General features: G+C 61.6%; 22 protein-coding genes. 11 read left to right on the plus strand and 11 right to left on the minus strand.

The genetic code is table 11. From position 1 onward, the window contains the following. Positions 1 to 123: 123 nt before the first annotated feature. Positions 124 to 993, minus strand: coding sequence for a LysR family transcriptional regulator (locus NAP1_RS08255; protein ID WP_007164816.1), 870 nt, complete (start codon positions 991 to 993; stop codon positions 124 to 126). 101 nt (positions 994 to 1,094) lie between these two features. Between NAP1_RS08255 and NAP1_RS08260 the strand changes: the two genes are divergently transcribed. Next, complete coding sequence (locus NAP1_RS08260) at positions 1,095 to 1,865, plus strand: hypothetical protein (RefSeq protein ID WP_040464359.1); 771 nt, start codon at positions 1,095 to 1,097, stop codon at positions 1,863 to 1,865. 220 nt (positions 1,866 to 2,085) lie between these two features. Here NAP1_RS08260 and NAP1_RS08265 read toward each other — a convergent pair whose 3' ends face one another. After that, positions 2,086 to 2,889: an SDR family NAD(P)-dependent oxidoreductase gene (locus NAP1_RS08265; RefSeq protein ID WP_007164818.1), complete on the minus strand. Its 804-nt coding sequence runs from the start codon at positions 2,887 to 2,889 to the stop codon at positions 2,086 to 2,088. Positions 2,890 to 3,101: 212 nt separating this feature from the next. Here NAP1_RS08265 and putP point away from each other — a divergent pair, with 212 nt between their 5' ends. The 5 genes from putP to NAP1_RS08290 all read left to right on the plus strand — a co-directional run bounded on the left by putP (position 3,102) and on the right by NAP1_RS08290 (position 7,158). Then, positions 3,102 to 4,583, plus strand: a complete 1,482-nt coding sequence (gene putP / locus NAP1_RS08270) for a sodium/proline symporter PutP (RefSeq protein ID WP_007164819.1) — start codon at positions 3,102 to 3,104, stop codon at positions 4,581 to 4,583. 97 nt (positions 4,584 to 4,680) lie between these two features. Beyond that, positions 4,681 to 5,082 carry a thioredoxin family protein gene (locus tag NAP1_RS08275; protein WP_007164820.1) on the plus strand — a complete coding sequence of 134 codons (402 nt, stop codon included), beginning with the start codon at positions 4,681 to 4,683 and terminating at the stop codon, positions 5,080 to 5,082. Positions 5,083 to 5,110: 28 nt separating this feature from the next. After that, a complete protein-coding gene (locus NAP1_RS08280; RefSeq protein ID WP_007164821.1) occupies positions 5,111 to 5,830 on the plus strand; it encodes a cytochrome c biogenesis CcdA family protein in 720 nt (239 codons plus the stop codon). A 58-nt stretch (positions 5,831 to 5,888) separates the two neighbouring features. After that, positions 5,889 to 6,278: a VOC family protein gene (locus tag NAP1_RS08285; protein WP_007164822.1), complete on the plus strand. Its 390-nt coding sequence runs from the start codon at positions 5,889 to 5,891 to the stop codon at positions 6,276 to 6,278. Positions 6,279 to 6,399: 121 nt separating this feature from the next. Continuing rightward, positions 6,400 to 7,158 carry an extensin family protein gene (locus NAP1_RS08290; protein ID WP_007164823.1) on the plus strand — a complete coding sequence of 253 codons (759 nt, stop codon included), beginning with the start codon at positions 6,400 to 6,402 and terminating at the stop codon, positions 7,156 to 7,158. A 149-nt stretch (positions 7,159 to 7,307) separates the two neighbouring features. Here NAP1_RS08290 and NAP1_RS08295 read toward each other — a convergent pair whose 3' ends face one another. The 8 genes from NAP1_RS08295 to NAP1_RS15910 all read right to left on the minus strand — a co-directional run bounded on the left by NAP1_RS08295 (position 7,308) and on the right by NAP1_RS15910 (position 14,268). Further along, positions 7,308 to 7,934, minus strand: a complete 627-nt coding sequence (locus NAP1_RS08295; protein ID WP_007164824.1) for a response regulator transcription factor — start codon at positions 7,932 to 7,934, stop codon at positions 7,308 to 7,310. 174 nt (positions 7,935 to 8,108) lie between these two features. Continuing rightward, positions 8,109 to 8,852: a peptidase gene (locus NAP1_RS08300; RefSeq protein ID WP_040464360.1), complete on the minus strand. Its 744-nt coding sequence runs from the start codon at positions 8,850 to 8,852 to the stop codon at positions 8,109 to 8,111. A 61-nt stretch (positions 8,853 to 8,913) separates the two neighbouring features. Further along, positions 8,914 to 9,741: a transglutaminase family protein gene (locus NAP1_RS08305; RefSeq protein ID WP_007164826.1), complete on the minus strand. Its 828-nt coding sequence runs from the start codon at positions 9,739 to 9,741 to the stop codon at positions 8,914 to 8,916. Further along, entirely contained in the window at positions 9,738 to 10,682 is a 945-nt protein-coding gene (locus NAP1_RS08310) for an alpha-E domain-containing protein (protein ID WP_007164827.1), read from the minus strand. Before NAP1_RS08310 ends, NAP1_RS08305 begins: the two co-directional genes overlap by 4 nt. Continuing rightward, a complete protein-coding gene (locus NAP1_RS08315; RefSeq protein ID WP_007164828.1) occupies positions 10,682 to 12,133 on the minus strand; it encodes a circularly permuted type 2 ATP-grasp protein in 1,452 nt (483 codons plus the stop codon). Before NAP1_RS08315 ends, NAP1_RS08310 begins: the two co-directional genes overlap by 1 nt. A gap of 107 nt (positions 12,134 to 12,240) precedes the next feature. After that, positions 12,241 to 13,014, minus strand: a complete 774-nt coding sequence (locus NAP1_RS08320) for a triacylglycerol lipase (RefSeq protein WP_007164829.1) — start codon at positions 13,012 to 13,014, stop codon at positions 12,241 to 12,243. Between the two features lie 177 nt (positions 13,015 to 13,191). Next, positions 13,192 to 13,749 carry a DUF3617 domain-containing protein gene (locus NAP1_RS08325; RefSeq protein ID WP_007164830.1) on the minus strand — a complete coding sequence of 186 codons (558 nt, stop codon included), beginning with the start codon at positions 13,747 to 13,749 and terminating at the stop codon, positions 13,192 to 13,194. A gap of 33 nt (positions 13,750 to 13,782) precedes the next feature. Beyond that, a complete protein-coding gene (locus NAP1_RS15910; RefSeq protein ID WP_007164831.1) occupies positions 13,783 to 14,268 on the minus strand; it encodes a DUF3617 domain-containing protein in 486 nt (161 codons plus the stop codon). 115 nt (positions 14,269 to 14,383) lie between these two features. Here NAP1_RS15910 and uvrB point away from each other — a divergent pair, with 115 nt between their 5' ends. From uvrB to NAP1_RS08350, 4 genes are all read left to right on the plus strand, one after another. After that, a complete protein-coding gene (gene uvrB, locus NAP1_RS08335; RefSeq protein WP_007164832.1) occupies positions 14,384 to 16,579 on the plus strand; it encodes an excinuclease ABC subunit UvrB in 2,196 nt (731 codons plus the stop codon). A gap of 104 nt (positions 16,580 to 16,683) precedes the next feature. Beyond that, on the plus strand, positions 16,684 to 17,454 hold the full coding sequence (locus tag NAP1_RS08340; RefSeq protein ID WP_007164833.1) for a class I SAM-dependent methyltransferase: 771 nt from the start codon (positions 16,684 to 16,686) through the stop codon (positions 17,452 to 17,454). A gap of 49 nt (positions 17,455 to 17,503) precedes the next feature. Then, positions 17,504 to 19,006: a S10 family peptidase gene (locus NAP1_RS08345; RefSeq protein WP_007164834.1), complete on the plus strand. Its 1,503-nt coding sequence runs from the start codon at positions 17,504 to 17,506 to the stop codon at positions 19,004 to 19,006. A gap of 2 nt (positions 19,007 to 19,008) precedes the next feature. After that, a complete protein-coding gene (locus NAP1_RS08350; RefSeq protein ID WP_040464361.1) occupies positions 19,009 to 19,548 on the plus strand; it encodes a hypothetical protein in 540 nt (179 codons plus the stop codon). On the opposite strand, the gene NAP1_RS08355 is transcribed toward NAP1_RS08350, so the two are convergent. Next, positions 19,534 to 21,603 (minus strand): protein-disulfide reductase DsbD, encoded by a 2,070-nt coding sequence (locus tag NAP1_RS08355; protein WP_007164836.1) that lies wholly within the window; start codon positions 21,601 to 21,603, stop codon positions 19,534 to 19,536. The genes NAP1_RS08350 and NAP1_RS08355 overlap by 15 nt on opposite strands. A 90-nt stretch (positions 21,604 to 21,693) precedes the next feature. On the opposite strand from NAP1_RS08355, the gene NAP1_RS08360 reads away from it, so the two are divergent. Next, positions 21,694 to 22,923: an FAD-dependent monooxygenase gene (locus tag NAP1_RS08360; protein WP_007164837.1), complete on the plus strand. Its 1,230-nt coding sequence runs from the start codon at positions 21,694 to 21,696 to the stop codon at positions 22,921 to 22,923.

Genomic DNA, 22,923 nt, shown 5'->3' on the forward strand with positions numbered 1-22,923 from the left:
CTTCTTATCACGGGGGCGGAAGCCATTGATTGCACTCACCCGACGTCAGTCAGATATTTGCAAATAGGAAGTCTGTATTGACTGACTTGGCTAACGCAGACAGGCTCAGTTCCCAAAGCCGGGTCAGCCAAGCGCGCCGGTCACGAGGTCTTTCTTTCGCAGCATTGCCTGAATGATGTGCTCCATCAGCGCCCTGACCCTCGGTGTTTCGCGAAGGTCCGGGTGAGTAAGCACCCAGATATCCTGCAGCGGCTCGGGCTCGGATCCAGGCAGGCGGATGAGGTCCGGTTCGGGGTCGGCCATGAAGCAAGCCCCGCGACTGAGCCCCAACCCTGTAACCAGCGCGCGGTGGCGGGCGGTTACGTCGTCGAGGCTCAAGACAATCGGCGCGTCGGGATAAGGTGACTTCTCCAGCCATCCGGGCGTGCGCGCTTCCGGGCTGGGCGCAATCCAGCGCAGCTTTTCTGGTGGGGTTGAGGCGAGGTAATCGCGGTGCCCATAATAAGTGACGCAATTGGGAAAGAGCCGCCGCCCCACCAGATGCCCCGGTGGGTCTTTCGCACCGCGCACCACCACGTCGGCCTCGGAGCGATCGAGATCAGCAAAGCGCGAGCTCGTCTCTATCTGGAGGTCGATTGCCGAATGGGTTTGCGAGAATTCGACCAGATCTTCGAGCAATAGGAATTGCGCAATCGCCTCTGGCAGCGAAAGCCGGATCGGCCCGGCAAGGTCAGGATTGCTTGCGCGTTCGAAGCGCTCGCCCTTGAGCGAAAGCTCCTCCATCTCCTGAGCGACTTCGATCAGCGCCTCGCCAAGCGGCGATGGAGCATAGCCGCCGGGCACCTTGTCGAAGACCAGCCCTCGCCGCGCCTGCAGCGCAGCGAGACGGCGCGAGACGGTTGTGTGCGTGAGGCCAAGCTCACCAGCCGCACTGCGCAAGGAGCCGGAGCGCGCAATCGCGAGGATCAGCCGATAGTCGTCCCAGTCATTCATTGGCACATATTCGCACCAATTATCTTACAATTCTAGCCACGACGGCTCTCTTCTTCCCTCTATGGTGCGTTTATCGACCAATTCGGACCGGGAGACGACCCATGACCCTATTAAAATCCATCTTGCTCGGCGCATCAACCTGCCTTGCGCTTGCTACCCTTTCCGGGACCACTTCGGCGCTCGCTGAAGCGGACGGCCATACCGCCAATGCCGGGCCTGCCTTCACCCTCGACATGAAGCGTGGCGAGGTTTTGCAGGTCATCGTCTCGCAGCAGCGAACCGACGGGCGCGAGGCTGCGCGCAGTTATGGTCAGGCGGCTTTCCCCCTGGCACAGCGCCATGGATATGCGCGTATCGGACAGCTCAACGTCCGGCAGACGGTGCGCAGTGATTTCGCCCCGCAGGCGGTGTCCTTCTTCTCATGGCCGAGCCAGGCGGCGCTCGACGACTTCTCCGCCGAACCCGATTGGCCCGCAATCAAGGCAACGCGTCCCGAGGCGTGGAGCGGGCTCGATATCTATTCAGCCGAACTGCACGAGGATCTCACGATCGCCGCCGATCCGAACAAGCACTACACCGTGCTGATCGCTTGGCTGAAGAGCGACGAGGCGGTGGCGGATTACGAGCGCTACCTCACCGGGATCGAGCCGGCGGTTGAGCGTTCGGGCGGGCGCTTCCTCTACAAGATGCGCATGCCGGTGCGCGAGGCCTATGCCGCCGATGCGACCGCTCCGCACCAGCTGACCTTCGTCGAATGGGAGACCACGGACGGCTTCGAGAAGGTCCAGCAAACGCCCGAATATGCCGAGCATCAGCAATATTTCGGATCGTCGATGGAGAAGTTCGAGTTCTACTGGATGAAGACGCCATAAGGCGCCGCGCATTTTCCTACATGCCGCGCGGCTGGTACGGCGCGCGGCATGGGGCTGCCCGCATCTCTGCTCGACCTTTGGCGCACGGTGACACTATCCGCGCGAAAGGTGACACATTTAGCGGATAAGGTGACACTGACGCGCTTTTTGCCCTGGACCGTGTAACATGCGGTCCACTTCTCCCTACAAGTGCAGCAAAAGCAGGGGCTTAGGCTTGGGCCTACCCCTTCTGCATGTAGGCGAGGAAGTTGGGCTGTCCGTTGCTTGCGCTGACCCCGCCATCGACCGGCAGGTTCACCCCAGTGATGAAGGCCGCGTCCTCGCTCGCAAGGAAAGCGCATGCCGCAGCGATGTCCTCGGGCTCACCGATGCGGCCCATCGGCACACGTCGCATGAAGGCTTCGAGCAGGGCATCATTGGCAAGGATGCCATCGACCATGTCGGAGCGCGTAATCGAGGGGTTGATGGCGTTCACGCGGATGCCCATCCCGCCGATCTGCTGCGCAAGACCGCGGGTGAGGTTGGTCATAGCGCCCTTCGACGCGTTGTAGATCGGCAGCATGGAATCGCCGCCAATGCCCGACACGCTCGAGATGTTGATGATCGAGCCGCCACCCACAGCCTCGCTCTTGCGAAGGTGTGGGATTGCGGCACGGCACAGGTAGATGACGCCCTTGACGTTGATGTCGATGATCCGGTCGATCTCTTCATCGTCGGTCTTGTGAAGCATCGACGAACCGCCCACGCCCGCGTTGTTGACGAGGCAATCGAGCCCGCCGAACCGCTCGACCGTCTTGGCGACGATCTCGTTGGCAAAGTCGCTGGAGCTGACATCGCCGGGGCATGTAAGCGTGCGGTCTGCGTCAAGCGTGTCGGCGACCTTCGCGCACTTTTCGGCATTGCGGGCGTTGATGACGACATTGGCGCCCTCGGCATGGAAGCGCCGCGCGATCCCTTCGCCAATGCCAGCCGAAGAGCCGGTGATGATGACGGTCTTGCCTGCGAAACGGTCTGGAATTGCCATGGTAATGTCCCCTGCCTTGATGCTGCGTGTGTGATGCCTGAACGGCTGACTTCGCACTTTGTGCCAGCGCCGAGGGCTGCGCATGATCCTTGCGCGCAAAGGGCGGGAGCGCGCAAGAGGCTTAGCGCGAAACGGCAACGGGTGAGCGAAACGGTCAAACTGGCCTCGTGCTGTGGTCATGGGCGCGGCGGTTTGTTAGGCGCGCGCTCGATATGAACACAGCAACCCTTGCCAGCCTTGCCGCCTACTTCGTCCTGATGATCGCCATCGGGCTATACGCCTGGAGGAAATCGACCGACACGTCTGAGGGCTACATGCTCGCCGGGCGAAACCTGCCGCCATCGGTTGCTGCGCTCAGTGCCGGGGCGAGCGATATGTCGGGCTGGCTGCTGCTGGGCTTGCCGGGAGCATTGTATATCGCTGGTCTGAGCGCGGCCTGGATCGGGATTGGCCTCTTCGTGGGCGCTGTCGTCAACTGGATCGTGGTCGCTCCGCGCCTTCGCGAACAGACGGAGAGCTACGGCAACGCGCTCACCATCCCGCAATTCCTCGCCAATCGCTTCCCCGACCAAGGCACGAACCTGCGCGTAATCAGCGCAATCGTGATCGTGGTCTTCTTCACCGTCTACACCGCCGCTGGCCTTGTCGGCGGAGGCAAGCTGTTCGAGACCGCCTTCGCAGGTTTGCTGCCGGGCACCGGCATGAGCGACTACATGCTGGGCATCGTTATCACCTGCGGCATCGTGCTTGCTTACACGATGGTCGGCGGGTTCCTTGCGGTGAGCCTCACCGACTTCGTCCAAGGCATCATCATGATGCTGGCGCTCGTCATCATGCCGCTGGTCGTCATGTTCGGAAGCGGCGGCGATGCGGGCGGTTCGCTGGCGCAAGTGCCGGTCGATGGGTTCCTGAGCCTGACCGAAGGGCTGACGCTGCTCGGCTTCATCAGCGCGGTCACATGGGGTCTGGGCTACTTTGGGCAACCGCACATCATCGTGCGCTTCATGGCCATCGATACGGTCGAGAAGGTGGCTCGGGCGCGCACCTACGGCCTCTCTTGGATGGCTGTCTCGCTGCTCGGCGCGGTAGGCATGGGTCTTGCCGGGCGCGCCTATGCAGAGCGCAACGGACTGGTGGTCGAGGATGCCGAGACGATCTTCATCGTCCTGTCAGAGCTGCTGTTCCACCCTGCCATAACCGGCTTCCTGTTCGCAGCGCTGCTTGCCGCGATCATGAGCACGATCTCCTCGCAGCTGCTGGTCTCGTCGAGCTCGCTCACCGAGGACTTCTACCGCCTGTTCCTGCGCAAGAATGCCACCGAGCGCGAGGCGGTAAACGTGGGGCGCATCTGCGTCGCGCTGGTCGCGGTTGCCGCGATTGTCATGGCGAGCGATCCGGACAGCCAGGTGCTCGGCCTTGTCGCCAACGCATGGGCTGGATTTGGCGCTGCCTTCGGGCCGCTCATCATCCTTGCCCTGACATGGCGCGGCATGACGGGAGCCGGTGCGGTGGCGGGGCTTGTGACGGGCGCCGGCGTCGTGATGGCGTGGATAGCGCTTGGCTGGAATGCAAGCTTCATGGGCGGCGAAGGGCTCTACGAAATCGTGCCTGGCTTCGTCGCGGCATGGGTCGCCATCGTCGCCGTAAGCAAGGTGACGCAAGGGTCGAACACGGCGGCGCAACCAGCCGAGTAAATCGACCTCGCCGCTGTAACCAAAGGGCAATTGTGCGCGAACTCCTGGCGCAATCCCGGCGATCCAGCCGGGCCACCCCCTATTGGAGCTTACCTCAATGACCCGCCTCTTCCTCCTCATCGCCGCCCTCGGCGCGCTCGTCATCGGCGCGACACAGCTGACCGCGCAGGCCTCGACCGCCGGTTGGCAGACCTATGACGAAGCCGAGTTCATGATGGCCCAGAAGAAGGGCAAGACCATCGTCGTCGACGTCTACGCCGACTGGTGCCCGACTTGCCGCGCACAGGCGCCGATCCTCGACGAATTGCGCGAGCAGCGCCAGTCGGGCGACGTATTGTTCGTGAAGGTCAACTTCGACGATGAGAAGGCCTTCCTGCGCGCTCACCGCATCCCGCGCCAGTCGACCGTGCTGGTCTTCAACGGCATGGACGAGGTCGCGCGCTCGATCGCGGAAACCAATCGCGGCCGACTGCGCAGCATGGTGTTGGGCGCGCTTTAAGCGCCCCACCCTCGTCTGAAGCCTGACGATGTTCGGCAGCACTGTCCTCTCCTTCGTGGCCGGATTGGTCACGATCCTGAACCCCTGCGTCCTGCCGCTGGTGCCGATCCTCGTTGCATCTGCGCTTGGCAAGAGCCGGTTCGGACCGCTTGCGCTTGCAGGCGGATTGGTGACCAGCTTCACGCTCTTCGGCTTCACCGTGATCGCGTTCGGCTATTCTCTGGGCATCAACGAGCAGGCCGTGCGCCTCTTCGTAGGAGCCATGCTGGCAGTGGGCGGGATCGTGCTGCTGGTACCGCAGGCGCAGGCTGCATTTAGCGCCGCCGCTGCCCCCATTGCCAATTTCGGCAACCAGCGGCTGTCGCAGGTAAGCGGCGACGGCTGGCACGGCCAGTTTGCCATCGGCCTGTTGCTCGGCATCGTCTGGGCGCCTTGCGTCGGCCCGACCTTGGGAGTGGCGATTGCCGCGGCTAGCCAAGGTCAGGACCTGGCGAGCAGCTTTCTCATCTTCCTCGTCTTCGGGCTGGGCGTCGCGACTTCGGTGCTCGCCTTCGCCTATGGTTCGCGCAAGGCGATGGGAGAGCGCCGCAAGACGCTCAGCATGATCGCGCAATACGGCAAACCGCTATTCGGCGCAGCGCTGTTGGTGGTCGGCCTGATGGTCGTGACCGGTTTCGACAAGGTGATCGAGATCGCCCTGCTCGACGCGCTGCCCGAAAGCGTCGTCCTGTTCACCACCAGCTTCTGAGCTTTCTTCAAGGGGCCCTTTGCGCCATGATGGCCACCGGGAACGGGAGGAGAGCATCATGAGCAATGCAAATGGTCCGCGCGTCACGGGGCTTGGAGGCGTTTTCTACGTCGCTGCCGATCCGGAGGCGACGCGCGCGTGGTATCGCGAGAAGCTGGGCGTTGACGGCGAATACGGCCCGCAATTCGCATGGGCTGACGAACCCAAGACAAATCCCTACTCGCTCATCAGCAACTTCAAGGACGACGAATACATCAAGCCCGGCAAAGGCGGATTCATGATCAATCTGCGCGTCCACGATCTCGATGGGTTCGTCGAAGGCCTCAAGGCCAAGGACGTCCACGTGCTCGACACCGCCGATGAAGGGTATGGCAAGTTTGCCTGGATCCTCGATCCCAACGGCGTAAAAATCGAGCTGTGGGAACAGGTGGCCGAAGAGCTGCCTTGACCACGGTCGCGTGGCTGCGGCCATCGGGCAAGCACGCATTATCGCGTAGGCAGCGCGGCACACCTCGTTCAGGCTACGCGTTACCACGGCGTTAACCATTTTCGCGTATTCATCCTTAGGTATGAAACGCACGCGATTCTCGACACTTGTCATGACCGGCCTTGCCGCGCTCGCCCTTGCGGGTTGCGGGTCGATCGTGCCGTCATCGTCGGACCGCGGATCGCCAAGCGCGGGCGCAAGTCGCGCGCCCTACTCGACGCCAGGTACATACATTCAGCGACCACCACGTGGGCTCAGTTCGGCGCAGCAAAACGTCGTCACCCGTCCCCAGGATGCGGCCTGCCTTAACGCGCTGGGAGCAGCGGGGGCGGACTTCAATCCTCTGCCCGATACTTACGCCGCTCCCGGATGCCACACGCTCGGTTCCGTGCAGCTTTCATCGATCGCGGGCGATGCCTCGTCGTTCGGGATCAGTAACATCGGCCCAGTGCGGTGCGAGGTTGCAACTGCATTCGGACAGTGGACCCGCTTCGGAGTGGACCGCGCAGCACGGCAAATCCTTGGCAGCCCGCTCGCCCGGATAGAGACGATGGGCAGCTATGCATGCCGCAACGTTGCAGGATCCAATCGCCGCTCTGCCCATGCTCGGGCCGAGGCGATCGACGTCTCCGCTTTCATTCTCGAGGACGGGAGGCGGATTTCGCTGATTGATGACTGGAACGGCGGCAGCCGGGCAGAACGCGAATTCCTTCGCACTGTCCATCGCAGCGCCTGCAAGCGCTTTGGAACCGTTCTTGGCCCCGAATACAACCGCGCCCACGCCGATCACTTCCATCTTGAAAGCGCCGGAGAAGGTCCCGGGACGGGCTTCTGCCGGTAGCCGAAGGCCCCATTTGGCAACTCTCGCGAAACGCGAAACGGCCCCAGTATCCATCAGGATACCGAGGCCGTCCGGGCACCGAGAGCGAGGTTAGGGATCGCTGCTCTGGGAGAACTTGTTGGGGCGCGGTTAGCAGCAGTTCGAGAAGGCTAGGCTGTCACTTCAATCTGTGGCTCCAGGTTGGCTTCAATCTTCAATCGGACAGCTTCAGCTGCATGGCGCGCGCCAAGTTTATGCATCATGTTGGCACGATGAATCTCGACCGTGCGCGGACTGATATCGAGTTCACGAGCGATGACCTTGTTGCTGCTTCCTTCGGCCAGCCATTCCAGCACTTCGCGTTCACGGGTCGATAGGGAAGAGATGCGGTCGCGCGCTTCGATCATGCGGCGACGGGCCGCGCCGAATATCTCGGCCTCTTTCTCGATCCGGGTAAGGCAGCGTTCGAACCGTTCGGTATCAATCGGCAGCGTCAGGTAATCGAGTGCGCCTGCCTTGATCGCTTCGACAATGCGTCCAGGCCGTGGATCTGCATCCATCGCAATGACAGGCAGCCAGATGCCGAGCCTACTCAATCGTTCGAGAATGATACCCACGCCGCCCTCCTCCGCTTGATCGCGGGCGATGATTATCCCGTCGCGAGGAGGATGAGCGGAAAGTTCCGACAGATCGCCATACACCTCCGCATGATGGCCCAATTGGAACCCGACGCGCGCCAGTTCAGCACGGTGGCGACTGTTCGCGTCGATGAAGTGGAGAGAGGCTTTGCGTGACATGCCAAGTGTGGTGCGCGCCCACGCCTCAAATTTCACGCCGGACCTAACCCATTGTGGAGGTAAGCCTGCCTAGTAGCGGATTAGAACCCGCTCAAATCCTGCCAATTTTACATCCGAAACCGACTATACATCAGCGCACACATCAGGGTTAATCACGATTTAGCCGCCTGCGGCTCACTCCGAATCGAAGCTGTAACTCGGCAGGGAATGAAAAGCCGATCGCAAGGCGTCGCCCCAGTTCGCTGATATCTCCGCAAAATACGGGTCGTCATGCATGACGCGGTTTTCGTGCGTGGGGGCAAATTCGTCCTTGCCGATGACCAGCAAATCGAGCGGCAGACCGACCGACAGGTTCGCCTTCAGCGTGGAATCGAATGAGACCATGAGCAGTTTGACCGCATCCTCAAAACTCATGTCACGGTCATAGCCACGGATGATGATCGGACGGCCATACTTGGTCTCGCCGATCTGGAAAAAGGGCGTGTCCCAGCTGGCCTCGATGAAGTTGCCTTCCGGGTAGATCATGAACAGACGCGGCTCCATCCCCGCAATCTGCCCGGCAAGAATGATAGAAGCGGTAAAGCGGCTTTTGCCGCGGTCGCCATTGGCGTTCTGGCGCTCCTCGATCGTGTTGCGCAACAGCCGCCCAATTTCGGTAGCGACATTGAACATGGTCTGGCCCTTGATGAGCGTGTTGTCGCGTTCATCCGGCGCTTTGGTGCGCTCTTCCAGTTGGCTCACCACCGCCTGTGTTGTCGCGAGATTGCCGGCAGTCATCACCGCGATCATGCGTTCGCCCGGCACCTGCCACTGGAACATCTTGCGAAACACCGAGATGTTATCGACTCCGGAATTGGTGCGGGTGTCGCTCATAAGGACGAGGCCCTTATCGAGCACCATGCCAACGCAGTAAGTCATCTGTGATTCTCCAAGAGGAATTGCTGCGCGAATTACGCCAATCCGCGCCTTGCAGGAAGCGCTATTGCTGCTGGTCCTGCTCTTGCTGTTGTTCGACCGAGACGTCGACCCGAAGCATCTGCTCGGTCGTGCCGAAGCTGATCCCCGTCACGGGCGCTGCATCGCGGTAGTCGCGCCCGGTGGCTACGCGGACATAGCGTGGGTCCGGGCTAATGCCGTTGGAAACGTCGAAACCGACCCAGCCAAGCCCATCGATATGCGCCTCGGCCCAAGCGTGGGTGGCTTCCTGATCGATCCGGTCGTTCATCATCAGATAGCCGGAGACATAGCGAGCCGGAATGTCAGCGGCGCGCGCAGCGCCAAGGAAGATATGCGCGTGATCCTGGCAAACGCCGTTGCCAGCAGCGACCGCCTCTTCCGCTGTGGTCGACACGCCGGTCATGCCGGTCTGGTACGTCACGTCGTCGCGGATTCGGGCAGAGAGGGCGTGGAGAAAGTCGAGCTTCGCACCCTCCTCCGGGCCGCCCAGCTCTCGCAGCATCGTACGCATTTTCGGACCTGGCCTGGTGAGCTTGGTTTGGGCGAGGAAGCTCCACAGCGGCAGATGCCCTGCGTGCTGACCAATGACGCCGGCATTGTCCTGCGTCTCGACCTTGCCGGTGCAGGTGACCGTCACCTCGCTGGCCCCCGGTTCAACCGCGACCAGTGTGACCGTGTTGAAATTCTGGTCGTCATACTCAAGTTCGGGATGCGCATTTTCGTACTGCATTTCCCACTCAAGGATCGACTGCCCCTGCGTCTCCTTGGGCGTAAGCCGGAGGCGCTGAAGAGCGTGGATCACTGGCTCGCTAAAGGAATAATGCGTTGTGTGGCGAATAGAGAGCTTCATGCCAGGAACCTGTAATCGTCTGCGATCGCCTGACCGACAGCGGAATTGCGCGCCATGAACTGCGTCAGGAATTCGTGCAGGCCCATTTCGAATATCTCATCAACCGTCATGTGAGCGATGAAGCTTTCCGATTCCTGCATGAGCCGATTGGCCTCGCTCGGTTGACTGTGAATGCGTTCTAGCTGGTCTAGGTTGGTGCGCAGGGCGCTGCGGCAAAATGCCAGACTGCGCGGGAAGCGATCGTCGAGCACCAAGAATTCAACGATCCCGCGAGCATCGATATTCCCCGCATTGAGCCAGCTGTACGCGCTCGCCCCGGCGACCGAACGCAGCACCTGGTCCCATTGCCCGCTGTCGAGGCTGGAGCCGACATAGGATAGCGAGGGAAGCAGCAGGTAATACTTCATGTCGAGGATGCGCGCGGTGCTTTCGGCGCGCTCGATGAAAGTGCCAGCGCGGGCGAAGTGATAGCCTTCATTGCGAAGCATCGACCCGTCCATCGCGCCGTGGACTTGCATCCCTGTGCGGCGAAGGCGCGCAAGCACTTCGCCGAGCGCCAACTGGCTGACGGGGCGTGACAATTGCTTGTCGAGCTTCATCCAGTTTTCGTTGACCGCTTCCCAAGCTTGCGTCGACAAATTGGTGCGAGCCGTGCGCGCATTGTTGCGCACCGCACAGAACATTTCTCGCACGTTTGCCGGGTTCGCCTTGTCGCGAAGGACGAAGTTCCAAACCGAAGCGCCGTCATATCCGTCGTTGTTGGCTTCGTATTGCTGCTTGAGACCCAAGGTCGCGATGACCGAGCGCCATTCCTCCTCAGCCCGCTCAAGATCGCGGGTGAGAGCCATACGCAGCGCCGCATCAAGCAGGCGCGATGTGTTTTCCGCCCGCTCGAGATAGCGGAACATCCAGAAAAGGCCGTTGGCTGTGCGTCCTAACATCAGTCTTTCAACACCCACGTATCCTTGGTCCCGCCACCTTGCGACGAATTGACCACCAACGATCCCTTTTTGAGCGCAACGCGCGTCAAGCCGCCGGGCGTGATCTCGATCCCGTTGGGAGAGACCAGCACATAGGGGCGAAGGTCCACATGGCGCGGCGCGAGGCCGGCCTTGGTGTAGATCGGACAGGTTGAAAGCGAGAGCGTCGGCTGCGCGATGTAGTTCTCGGGATCGGCCTTTAGCTTGGCGCGAAACTCCTTGATCTCCTTTTTGGATGCGGTCGGGCCTATCAACATTCCGTAGCCGCCCGAACCATGCACCTCCTTGACCACAAGCTCTTCAAGGTGGTCGAGCACGTAGCCAAGGCTGTCCGTGTCGGCGCATCGCCATGTCTGGACGTTGGGCAGCAGCGGCTTCTCGCCGGTGTAGAATTCGACGATCTCGGGCATGAAGGAATAGATCGCCTTGTCATCAGAAACGCCCGTTCCCGGCGCATTGGCAATTGTGATCCCGCCTGAGCGATAGACATCCATGATGCCCGGCACACCAAGCACGCTGTCGGGTTCGAAAGTCAGCGGATCGAGGTAGTCGTCATCCACGCGGCGATAGAGCACATCGACCGGCTGAAAGCCGCGCGTACACCGCATCTGCACCCGTCCATCGACGACGCGCAAATCGCTGCCCTCCACCAGCTCGGCGCCCATCTGATCGGCGAGGAAGGCGTGTTCGAAATAGGCTGAATTGTAGATGCCGGGCGTCAGCACCGCGACGGTCGGCTTGTCACCGCTGCTTCCGTCGAACTTGGGCGGAGCGCAGGCGGCAAGGCTCCGTGCGAGGCGGCGCGGATAATTTGAGACGGGCTCGACGGCGACCTTGCTGAACAGGTCAGGGAACATCGCCATCATCGTTTCGCGGTTTTCGAGCATGTAGGAAACGCCCGACGGCGTCCTTGCATTGTCTTCGAGCACGAAGAATTCATCCGGCCCTGTGCGAACGAGGTCGATGCCGACGATGTGCGTGTAGATGCCGCCTGGCGGTGTCATGCCAACCATGTTGGGCAGCCAGGCATCGTTGTTGCGCAGCAGCCTTTCTGGCAGTCGCCCAGCGCGCACGATCTCCTGCCGATGATAGAGATCGTAGAGAAACGCGTTGAGCGCGCTTACGCGTTGTTCAATTCCGCGGGTAAGCTTGCGCCATTCTGCCGCAGTGATGATGCGCGGCACCATGTCGAACGGGATCAGGCGCTCTTCGGCCTCATCCTCACCGTAAACGTTGAAAGTGATGCCTGTGCGGCGAAAACTCTCGTCAGCTTCGGCATTCTTGCGTTTGAGGAGTGCGGGCTCCTGTTCTTGGTACCAATCGCAATAGGCATCGTAAGCGGGGCGAATGTCGCCGCCTGCAAAGTGCATTTCGTCAAAATTTTCCGGAGTGCCCGGCTGATCCCCTGCCATAAACTTGCGCGCTTGCTCCCATCAGGCCGTGCTGCACTAGATCAACACAGTCTAATGAAAGACGTTCCAATTAAAAGGGCGCGATTTCGGGCATGTCGCCCGCTCGTTCAGCGGTCGAGCTGTTCAAGCACCGTCAGGATCGACTCCGGCGCATAGGTAAAGCCGTTATGCGTGCAGCGAAGCGCGATTGCGCGGTCGCGTTGGCCGGGAAGGCCCGCTGCACTGCGCGGCGCGATCGCACCGTCGAGCGGGCTCCACAAGGCGATGGTTTCAACCGGAGGCTTCTGGCCAAGATCGGCTTCGATCGGTGGCTGATCGACGCGGTGCCCGGCGATCGCCTGATAGACACGCCAGACATTGTTCGCACGCGGGCTACCCGAAAAGGGCGAGCCCATCGTGATGACCTTGTTGACGCAGATCGGATGCCGCTTCGCAAGTTCGCGCGCGTAGAGGCCGCCAAGGCTCCACCCGACCAAAGAAACCGATGTCTCGTAACGCTCGCACACTTCGAACAGGCGGTCTTCGAGGCGGTCCATGCTTTCTTGAGCAACGCCCCAGTTGCGGCCCAAGCCCCAGTTCTTCACCTTGTGTCCGGCGCGCTCGATATTCTTGGCCATGTAGCGCATACGGTGCGGGCCCGTGGCAAAGCCGGGCATGAGAATGATGATCTGCGGCTTTTCGGCCTTGGGAATATCGATCCGGCGCGTGAGCCGGCGCAGCGGCTCGGCGAGATAGCTCAGCTCACCGGCCAGTTTGGCGAGCGTCGGCTTGCCGTTTTCCTGGTCTGGATACACCTCCCGCGCGAGCGCGATGCGGCGCGCGAACTCACCCTCGCCAAAGCGGGCGCGGGGACTGTCCAGAAAGGATGCGCGGTGTTCCATATGACGAAAAGGAATACCTCTTGGCCGTGAATAGGAGGTGAAGATTCAGTTCAACTAACTCATCACATCTCAATTTGTGCCACAGAATCGCAACGTTTCACATATCTGTAACAAAGGAAGGCGGCGAAGGCATTTCACCCTCGCCGCCATCGCTTCTGTTTGCTTGTGCCGAGGTTCTTATTCGGCCGGGCATTCGCCGATCAGCTTGCCCTTGCTCGACGCCGCAATCGTCATCGTGCCCATTTCCGGGCTTTCGATCGCGACCGTCATGTCCATTTCGTAGGCATCATCGGAATAAGTGCCGGTGTTGGTGATCTTGGCCGTGCCCGAGGACGGGTCCTGGCAAGTCATTTCCATGTTCATGGTGCCGCCGCCGAATTCGAAGGTGTTGTATTCGCAATCGGCATTCTCGTTGCCAGAGAACATTTCGGCAGCGGGTTTTTCGGCCTCTTCGGGCGTAACGCAGTTCTGCGTCGTGTTGATCTGCCCTTTCATGCCCTCGAGCATTCCGGTGAGCATCCCGCGCGCTTCTTCGGGGACCTTCGTCTCATCAAAGCTGATGTCGACGAATTCGACAGTGTTCTCCCACTGGCCCGGCGAGATGGAAACGTCACCCATCGCTGCCTGAACTTCCTTCTGGGTGATCGTGCCGTCACCATCAGCATCTGCGTCAGTCGCCCCGCCACAAGCGGTAAGCATAAACACCGCGCTTGCGGCCAGAATCGCATTCTTCATTTCGTATTCCTCGTTAGATTGTCTCAGAAATTCTCAACCGCATTCGCCGATGCGCTCGTGCTGTGAACGCAGCTTCATAGAGCCATCGCCCATCCCGAAATCGCCGATCATCGTCATCGTGATGTCGGACGATGTCGCGCCGCCCGTGCCGGTCATTTCCATGCGCATATTCTGCCCGTCGACCCTGCATTCGATCACCGCATCGATTTTTCCGCTCGAATAATCGAAGCGCTCGTAAGTGCAGTCCTGCGCATCGCGGGTCGAGCGGTCGGTGATGGCGCGATAGCCCTCGGCAATCTCCGCCTCTGTCAGACAATAGGTGATCGAGTTCGACATCATCTGGCTCATCATTCCCGCCATCTCCGGCGGAGCGCCGGGCATGTCGATCGAGAGGAATGTCGTTGTTGCGCGATACTGACCCGCCATCGGACGATCGCCCGGATCGATCTGCGCGTTTGAAGCGATGCCGCCAATTACCAGAGCAGCGCTAAGCGCGCCGCCGATCAACCATGCCTTCACGAAGCATCTCCCTTCGACTTGTGAATGATTCGGCGCGACCTTTTGCCTTGGCGAGGCATGCTAGGGGCGCGACAGGCACTTCACAACAGCGCTGCTTGCACACATATCTCGTTCCATGTCTGATCTCATCATCCGCCGCGGTCTTGAAGAGCCCGAGACCGGCGAGGAATTCACCCCTCACCGCCCCAACCGCCCAGAAAAATCGATGCCGGGCAAGAAGTTCAAGCTGGTCTCGGATTACGAACCGGCGGGCGATCAGCCGACCGCGATAAAGGAGCTGGTCGAAGGCGCGCTTGCCGGTGATCAGACGCAGACGCTTCTGGGCGTGACGGGTTCGGGCAAGACCTTCACCATGGCCAAGGTGATCGAAACCCTTCAGCGCCCTGCCCTTATCCTTGCGCCCAACAAGATCCTCGCCGCGCAGCTCTATGGCGAGATGAAGAGCTTCTTCCCCGAAAACGCGGTCGAGTATTTCGTTTCCTACTACGACTACTACCAGCCCGAAGCCTACGTCCCGCGCTCCGACACGTATATCGAGAAAGAGTCGAGCGTGAACGAGGCGATCGACCGGATGCGCCACTCGGCCACGCGCGCGCTTCTTGAACGCGATGACGTGATCATCGTCGCCTCGGTTTCTTGCCTTTACGGTATCGGTTCGGTCGAGACCTATTCGGCGATGGTGTTCGACATCAAGAAGGACGAGACCGTCGACCAGCGCGAGCTGATCCGCAAGCTCGTCGCGCTCCAGTACAAGCGCAACGATGCAGCCTTCACGCGCGGTTGTTTCCGGGTGCGCGGCGACAATCTCGAACTCTTCCCCAGCCACTATGAAGACATGGCATGGCGCATCAGCTTCTTCGGTGATGAGATTGAAGAGATTGCAGAATTCGATCCGCTGACCGGTAAAAAGGGCGCAAGTCTCGACAAGGTGCGCGTTTATGCAAACTCGCACTACGTGACGCCGGGGCCGACGATGAAACAGGCGACCGAGGCGATCAAATTCGAGCTTGAACACCGCCTCAAGGAGCTTGAGGAAGAAGGCAAGCTGCTTGAACATCAGCGGCTCGAACAGCGCACCCATTTCGACCTCGAGATGATCGCCGCGACCGGCAGCTGCAACGGGATCGAGAACTATTCGCGCTTCCTCACCGGCCGCCTCCCGGGTGAGCCGCCGCCCACCCTGTTCGAGTACCTGCCCGAAAACGCGCTGCTCTTTGTCGATGAAAGCCACCAGACCGTGCCGCAGATCGGCGCAATGGCGCGCGGGGACCATCGCCGCAAGCTGACGCTCGCCGAATACGGCTTCCGCCTGCCCTCGTGCATCGACAACCGCCCGCTTCGCTTCAACGAATGGGACGCAATGCGCCCGCAGACCTTCGCCGTATCAGCCACGCCTGGCCCGTGGGAGATGGAGCAGACCGGCGGCGTCTTTGCAGAACAGGTCATCCGCCCCACCGGCCTCATTGATCCACCTGTCGAAATTCGTCCTGTCGAGGATCAGGTGCAGGATTGCATTCAGGAATGTCTCGCCACCGCTAAAAAAGGCTACCGGACGCTGGTCACCACGCTGACAAAGCGCATGGCGGAAGACCTCACCGAATTCATGCACGAAGCGGGCGTCAAGGTCCGCTACATGCACTCCGACGTCGAGACACTTGAGCGCATCGAATTGATCCGCGACCTGCGCATGGGCGTCTACGACGTGCTGATCGGTATCAACCTGCTGCGTGAAGGTCTCGACATCCCCGAATGCGGGCTCGTCTGCATTCTCGATGCGGACAAAGAAGGCTTCCTTCGTTCCGAGACCAGCCTCGTCCAGACCATCGGCCGCGCCGCGCGCAACGTCGATGGCCGCGTTATCCTTTACGCCGACCGCATCACCGGCTCGATGGAACGCGCGATGGCCGAAACCGACCGCCGCCGCGAGAAGCAGAAAGCCTTCAACGAAGAGCACGGCATCACACCCAAGACGATCAAGCGCGACATTGCCGACATCGTCGCACACACAGCCAGCCAGGACGGCGTCACAGTCGATACCGGCGATGACGAGGTCAACAACCTCGTCGGGCACAATTTGCGCAGCTACATCGAAGACCTCGAAAAGCGCATGCGCGATGCAGCCGCAAACCTCGAGTTCGAGGAAGCCGGACGCCTGCGCGACGAAATCCGCCGCCTCGAAAACGACGAGCTCGGCCTTCCCGACGACCAGAAGAAAGCGCCTCGCGTGGGCCGCTCGAACGAAGGCAAGCCGGGGACGCGCAAGACGCGGTACGGCAAGACAAGGTACAAGCGGATGGGCGGGAAGCCTTAGCGGCGAACCCCTTTCGTCGAGCGGCAATGTCGGCAGGCAGGTTTTTCCTTGCGCTGCTCTCTGAAACGCGGCCTCATGCTCCCAGCATACGGGAGAATGCCACAATGAGACGCTTTACCCTCGCACTCGCCGCAGCCAGCGCTTTCGCAATCACCGCTGCCCCAGTCCTCGCCCAGGAATCCGAAGCCATAACCGCCGCGGTCGCCAAGCCCGATCGGCCCGAAGCGGCGCGCGTACAGGATGAAAATCGCAAGCCTGTCGAAGTGCTCGCTTTCCTCGGGCTTGAAGAAGGCATGGTTGCCGCCGACCTTTTGCCCGGCGCTGGTTACTGGACAGAGATCATGGCGCATATCGTCGCGCCCACCGGGTCGGTACTCGCCTTCCAGCCCGAACAATTTGCAAGCGGCGAAGAAGCCATCGCTGCCTGGGACGCGCTGAAAGGACGCGCACCGGGCGTCACGCAGATCATCTTTCCATTCAGCGACTTCGCGCCGGAAGCGGAGAGCTTCGACTTCGCGATGATGAGCCTCAACTACCACGACATCTATTGGGAATCCGAACGCTTCCAGATCCCGCGTAGCGACCCCGACGCCTTCGTCGCGGTGCTTTATGCGGCGATGAAGCCCGGCGGGATTGTCGGCATCATCGACCACACGGGAGAGCCGGGCGATACGCGTGCGATCGTCGATGCGACCCACCGGATCGACCCGGCGGTGGTGAGGGCCGACTTTGAACGCGCCGGCTTCGTGCTGGCGGATGAAAGCGACATGCTCGCCAATCCCGAGGACGACCTCTCGGTCAGTGTGTTCGATCCCTCCATTCGCGGCAGGACCGACCGCTTCGTTATGAAGTTCGTCAAGCCGATGGAGAGCTGAATGGTGGGACGCTTGACCCCTGGTGCCCAGTGCTGCCAAGCGTCTCCCCATGACCAAGCATATTCTGACCGCACTTTCCGCCGCGCTTCTCGCTACCTCCGCCGCAAGCCCGCTCGCCGCTGACGCGCACAAGGAGGGCGCCGCCTCTGCCGAGCGGATCGAGCCGCAGGTTCGCACCTCGCAGCACACCGGCACATTTGGCGGTCAGCGCATCAGCTACACCGCTACGGTTCGCGAGACGATCCTTGAAAGCGATGAAGGCAAGCAGGAAGCGGTGATCGTCACCAGTTCCTATGTGAAGGATCCGGCGGACAAGTCGCGGCCCGTGTTTTTCATCTACAATGGCGGCCCGGGTTCAGGCTCGGTCTGGCTGCAGATGGGTGCATGGGGGCCAAAACGAGTAGCAATCCCCTCGGACGCGCGCGACGATGGCGCGCCGCCCTATCCGCTGCTCGACAATCCCGACAGCTTGCTCGACGTCGCGGACCTCGTCTTCATCGACCCGCCGGGAACCGGTTTCAGCTATCTGACGCAAGGGACCGATCCCAAGAAATATTACGGCCTTCGCCAGGACGCCCGCGCGGTTGCACAAGTGATACGCCGCTGGATCAACGATAACGAACGCTGGTCGAGCCCCAAATATCTCGGCGGCGAAAGCTACGGCACAAGCCGCACCGCGATGGTGGTCGACGAGCTTGAAGGATCGACCTTCAACGACGTAGGTCTCAACGGCCTGATCCTGATCTCGACCATCCTCGACTTTGCCGGGCGCGAGCCGACGCCTGGCAATGAGATGGCCTATATCGTCACGCTCCCCAATATGGCGGCGGCGGCGTGGTATCACGGCAAGGTCGAAGCGCCCTCGGTCGAGGCCATCGCAGGAGAAGCGCGCGAATTTGCAATCGGCCCGTTCGCAACTGCGCTGCTCAAAGGACAAGACTTGCCCGATGCCGAGCGCGCGGCTGTGCGTGCCGAGCTTTCGCGCCTGACCGGCCTTTCCGAGCAATATCTCGACCAGGCAAACCTACGTGTCACGGCGCAGCGTTTCTACAAGGAGCTTTTGCGCGACAGGGGCCTCACTATCGGAAGGCTCGATGCGCGCTACACGGGCGTCGATTATGACAATGCGGGCGAAACGCCCGACAGCGACCCGAGCTTCTACGGCATCGATGCGGGCTACACGGCGGCTGTAAACCAGTGGCTGCGCGAAGGGCTCGGCTTCAAGACCGATCGTGAATATCAATCAATCGGAAGCCTTGGTGCGCGCTGGGACTGGTCGCTTCAGGGACGCGGACGCAATGCTTACCTCAACGTTGCTCCTTTCATCGGGCGTGCGATGCGGCAGAACTCGCAGCTGCGTGTCTTCAATGCGCAAGGGTGGTACGACTTTGCGACGCCGTTCTTCGGGGCGGAGTATTCGCTCAACCGGTTCGGCATTCCGCAGGATCGGATCACCTACACCTATTATGACGCAGGCCACATGATGTATGTCCGCGACGAGGACCGCCGTCAGCTTTCCGCCGATTTGCGCGAGTTTATCACCGCGCGATGAGGATGATTGCACTGGCGTCCGTACTGGCGCTTGCCGCATGCAAGCCGCCGCCGACCGATGCCGACATGACCCGCGACATGCCGGAAGCAGAGCCGACCTTCGCTTCCGAGCCCCTCCCCTCGCCTGAAACCGAAGGCGCGATGTGGGCCCGCTCGCAGCAAAACGCGCAGCGGCTGGTCTACGGCATTCCAGGTGAGCCTGCGCTGGTGTCGCTTGAATGCCGGCGCGAAGGCGGCGCTGTGCCGGAACTCCAGATCACCCGCATTTCGCCAGCCGATGAGGGCGCAGGCGCAATGCTGGCGCTGGTCGGCAACGGGCATATCGGACGCATGGCCGTCGATGCGCGAGAGGTGAACGGACGGCTGATGTGGCAGGGCGAGCGCCTTGCTGCCGATCTGGTGTGGGAACCGCTTGCCGGACCGCGCGCGCTGGGATTGACGGTTCCGGGAGCTGGCCGGGTCGAACTCAATCCGAGCGACCTGCCGGGCGAGTTCATTGAGGATTGCCGCTTGCTGGACCAGCCGCCCTCATCTGTCCCTTAAAGCACGTTCGGTCAGCATGTCGGGGGTGAGAACCTGCGGCAGTTGCTCAGCATCTTCTGCGGGCTCGTACCACAGGTAGAGCGGCACGCCTGCCGCGCCCTGCTCGTTCAGGAAGCCTGTGATCTCCTCGTCGCGCACCGTCCAGTCGCCGACCATCGCGATAACGCCTGCCTCATCGAAGGCTTCGGCTGTCACTTCGCGCTCGATCGCGACACTTTCATTGACCTTGCAGGTGACGCACCAGTCTGCGGTGAACCACACGAAGACCGGCTGACCGCTGGCGCGTGCTTCGGCAAGTGCCTCTCGGCTGAATTCCTGTGGGGATAGGAGCGAGGCGGCAAGGTCGCGGCTGGGAGGCGCATAGCCACTTGGCAATGCGAAGGCGCCGAAGATCAGGAAGGGTGCGGCGACGAGGCCGAAAGCAGGCCACGCCATTTTGCCGGCCTGCTGCAAGCGCCCGACCACGAACAGTGCAAGCACGATCCCGAACAGCATAACAAGCGCAAACAGCGCAAAGCCACGCCCGCCAAGCTGCGCCGTGAGCCAGATGAGCGCGAGCGCGGTCAGCCCCATCGGAATCGCCATCAGGCGGCGGAACCGATCCATCCACGCGCCAGGCTTGGGCAACATCCGGCGCAGAGCGGGCACGAAGCCGATAGCGAGGAATGGTAGCGCAAGCCCCAGTCCGAGGGTCGCGAACAGGACAAGTGCAAGCGGCGTCGGCAGCAACAAAGCAGCCCCAAGCGCCGCAGCCATGAAAGGTCCGGTGCACGGCGTCGCAGCGACTGCGGCAAGCAGCCCGGTCGCAAAGGCGCTGCGCCCTGCTCCGTTGCCGGTGTCGATGCTCGGCAGTTCGAAGATGCCTGCGAAGTTCAAGGTGATCACGGTCGCGAGAACCAGCAGCGCGATCACGACGCTTGGGCTCTGCAACTGGAATGCCCAGCCAACCTGCTCACCAGCCGCGCGCAAGGCGAGCATGATGCCGCCCAGCGCTACGCAGGCGAGCACCACGCCAGCAGTATATGCGATGCCCTCAGCCCTTGCTTCAGTCTCGCTGCCGCCAGCGCGCGCGAGGCTCAATGCTTTCAGGCTCAGGATCGGGAAGACGCAAGGCATGATGTTGAGGATGAGACCGCCCACCAGCGCGCCGAGGATCAGCGTCCAGAGCGGCGGCGCATCCACTCCCAATTGCGCGCCAATCGAGGCCAGCCCCTCAGGCACTTCGCCAGGCTCGGCGGTAAAACGAACGCCTGTTTCCTTGTCGAAGGCGAGGATACCGGAGACACTTTCCGCCTCACCCGCACCGAATGGGTCGAGCGGTATCTCCGCGACCAGCATGTCGCCTTCGCGGTAGAGCGCCTGTGCGGGCGGATACTGGACCAGCCGCGCCTCGGCGATGAACACATGCGGCTCAGTCAGAGTCACGCTTTCAGGGATCGGAATGGCGAGGCGCAGCATCTCGCCCGCGATCTCGAACTGCGCGCTCGCGTCGAGCAGCGGCGCGATCTCGGCTCGCCAGCGCGCGAAGTCGCCGCCCTGCCCCGCGCTCAGCGCCGCGTCCTGCGGCACGCACAGGACGTCGGTGCAGGCGAGGTATTCGACATAGCCGCCCACATCCGGCAGCCCGTCGATCACGGCGCCATCGGGCACACTCACCGGCACGAGTACTGTGTAGGGCCCTTTGTAGATGTGGTTCATCAGGCTTTGCGTGGGCAGCTCCTGAATGAACCGCTCAGGCACTGGATAAAGCGCCTCGCCCATCTCCCAGCCTTCCGGCAGGTTCAGCTGCAACACCATCCCCAGCCCCGCGTCGCCGGGGTTGGACCAATAGCCGTGCCACTCATCGCTCGTCGGGACGAAACGCAAGGCGAGCATCCATTCCTCACCCGCGCGCGGCATGCCGTCAGCCACCAGCTGCACCGCGATATTCTCATCGCCATAACGCACGCGCGGTTCGCTCTCGCTTCCTTGCGCAGCCGCACTGCTCGCCAGCAAGAACGCTGCGAACAGCCCGATCAACCATGCAGGAAGCGCAAAGCGCGGTGCAGCGAACAATATTGCCTCGTCTCGTTTCGTCAGCGTAAGCGGCCTTAACGGGTGAAGATAATGTTCGCAAAGACCGGTTGAAGGGTTACCTAGGGCGATATGAGCACGAAAGCAGAATTCGAGACCGCCGACCTCCTGATCCTTGGCGGGGGGCTAGTGGGCATGACGCTGGCGTTGGCAGCGGCAAAGCAGGGCATGACCAGCCACGTAATCGACCGCGCCGACCCGGCAGAACTCACCGCCGAAGGCTTCGACGACCGCGCCACCGCGATCTCGACTGCAAGCTGGCACCTGTTCCGCAATATCGGGATCGCCGACGGGCTCGAACCTTTCGCTTGCGATATCGCGAGCATTGCCGTCACCGACCAGAACCGCCCCGGCCGCCTCGACTTCACGCCCGAGCCGCATGAAGGAACGCTCGGCCGCATGTTCCCCAATCGCCGCCTGCGACTTGCCCTGTTCGAAGCAGCAGCGGACGAACCCAACATCAACTGGGTATCCAAGGCCGAAATCGTCGAGCGCCAGCGCAGCGAATTCGGCGTTGCCGCCGTGCTTGCCGATGGTCGCAAATTGAAGGGCCGGCTGATGGTCGCTGCCGAGGGGCGCGGATCGCCAACCCGCGACGAGGCAGGCATCACGATCGCCAAGTGGGACTACCACCACCGCGCGATCATCGCCGGGCTCACTCATTCAAAGCCGCACGACAATGTAGCCTGGGAAATCTTCTACCCCGCAGGGCCCTTCGCGCTTCTGCCAATGAATGACGATGCCGACGGCACGCATCGCTCTTCACTCGTCTGGACCGTCTCCGAAGAGGACGGCAGGGCAGTGACCAAGCTCGGCGACCGCGCTTTCATGGCCGAAGTCCAAAAGCGCATGGGCGATATCCTTGGCGAGGTGACCAGCATAGGCGCGCGCTCAAGCTGGCCGCTCGGCTTTCACCACACCGCCAAGATCACTGACGAACGGCTCGCGCTGATTGGAGATGCCGCGCACGGCATCCATCCGATTGCGGGACAGGGCCTTAACCTTGGCCTTCGCGATGTTGGCGCTCTGGTCGAAGTGCTCGCCGACGGCGCGCGCATTGGGCTCGATCCGGGCGATCCGCAGCTTTTGAAGCGCTATGAGACATGGCGCGGGCTCGACAGCTTCATGGTCGCGCTCGCAACGGACGGCCTCACGCGGCTGTTCGGCGTGCCCGGCAAAACGGCTAGCGCTGTGCGCCGGATCGGAATGGCAGCGGTTCAGCGCACGCCCGTGCTCAAGACCTTCTTTATGGACGAGGCGCGAGGCGTCTCGGGCGACTTGCCCGAATTGCTGAAGGCCTAG

It is taken from the genome of Erythrobacter sp. NAP1 (genome assembly GCF_000152865.1).
Lineage (GTDB): Bacteria > Pseudomonadota > Alphaproteobacteria > Sphingomonadales > Sphingomonadaceae > Erythrobacter.

Coding starts and splice junctions, on each gene's coding strand:
- NAP1_RS08315 (WP_007164828.1), bottom strand. CDS start 12,133: ATGGCAGGGGATCAGCCGGGCACTCCGGAAAATTTTGACGAAATGCAC.
- NAP1_RS08280 (WP_007164821.1), top strand. CDS start 5,111: ATGTTCGGCAGCACTGTCCTCTCCTTCGTGGCCGGATTGGTCACGATC.
- NAP1_RS08265 (WP_007164818.1), bottom strand. CDS start 2,889: ATGGCAATTCCAGACCGTTTCGCAGGCAAGACCGTCATCATCACCGGC.
- NAP1_RS08290 (WP_007164823.1), top strand. CDS start 6,400: ATGAAACGCACGCGATTCTCGACACTTGTCATGACCGGCCTTGCCGCG.
- NAP1_RS08300 (WP_040464360.1), bottom strand. CDS start 8,852: ATGACTTACTGCGTTGGCATGGTGCTCGATAAGGGCCTCGTCCTTATG.
- NAP1_RS08325 (WP_007164830.1), bottom strand. CDS start 13,749: ATGAAGAATGCGATTCTGGCCGCAAGCGCGGTGTTTATGCTTACCGCT.
- putP (WP_007164819.1), top strand. CDS start 3,102: ATGAACACAGCAACCCTTGCCAGCCTTGCCGCCTACTTCGTCCTGATG.
- NAP1_RS08360 (WP_007164837.1), top strand. CDS start 21,694: ATGAGCACGAAAGCAGAATTCGAGACCGCCGACCTCCTGATCCTTGGC.
- NAP1_RS08295 (WP_007164824.1), bottom strand. CDS start 7,934: ATGTCACGCAAAGCCTCTCTCCACTTCATCGACGCGAACAGTCGCCAC.
- NAP1_RS08260 (WP_040464359.1), top strand. CDS start 1,095: ATGACCCTATTAAAATCCATCTTGCTCGGCGCATCAACCTGCCTTGCG.
- NAP1_RS08305 (WP_007164826.1), bottom strand. CDS start 9,741: ATGAAGCTCTCTATTCGCCACACAACGCATTATTCCTTTAGCGAGCCA.
- NAP1_RS08340 (WP_007164833.1), top strand. CDS start 16,684: ATGAGACGCTTTACCCTCGCACTCGCCGCAGCCAGCGCTTTCGCAATC.
- NAP1_RS08255 (WP_007164816.1), bottom strand. CDS start 993: ATGAATGACTGGGACGACTATCGGCTGATCCTCGCGATTGCGCGCTCC.
- NAP1_RS08275 (WP_007164820.1), top strand. CDS start 4,681: ATGACCCGCCTCTTCCTCCTCATCGCCGCCCTCGGCGCGCTCGTCATC.
- NAP1_RS08345 (WP_007164834.1), top strand. CDS start 17,504: ATGACCAAGCATATTCTGACCGCACTTTCCGCCGCGCTTCTCGCTACC.
- NAP1_RS08350 (WP_040464361.1), top strand. CDS start 19,009: ATGATTGCACTGGCGTCCGTACTGGCGCTTGCCGCATGCAAGCCGCCG.
- NAP1_RS08310 (WP_007164827.1), bottom strand. CDS start 10,682: ATGTTAGGACGCACAGCCAACGGCCTTTTCTGGATGTTCCGCTATCTC.
- NAP1_RS08285 (WP_007164822.1), top strand. CDS start 5,889: ATGAGCAATGCAAATGGTCCGCGCGTCACGGGGCTTGGAGGCGTTTTC.
- NAP1_RS08320 (WP_007164829.1), bottom strand. CDS start 13,014: ATGGAACACCGCGCATCCTTTCTGGACAGTCCCCGCGCCCGCTTTGGC.
- uvrB (WP_007164832.1), top strand. CDS start 14,384: ATGTCTGATCTCATCATCCGCCGCGGTCTTGAAGAGCCCGAGACCGGC.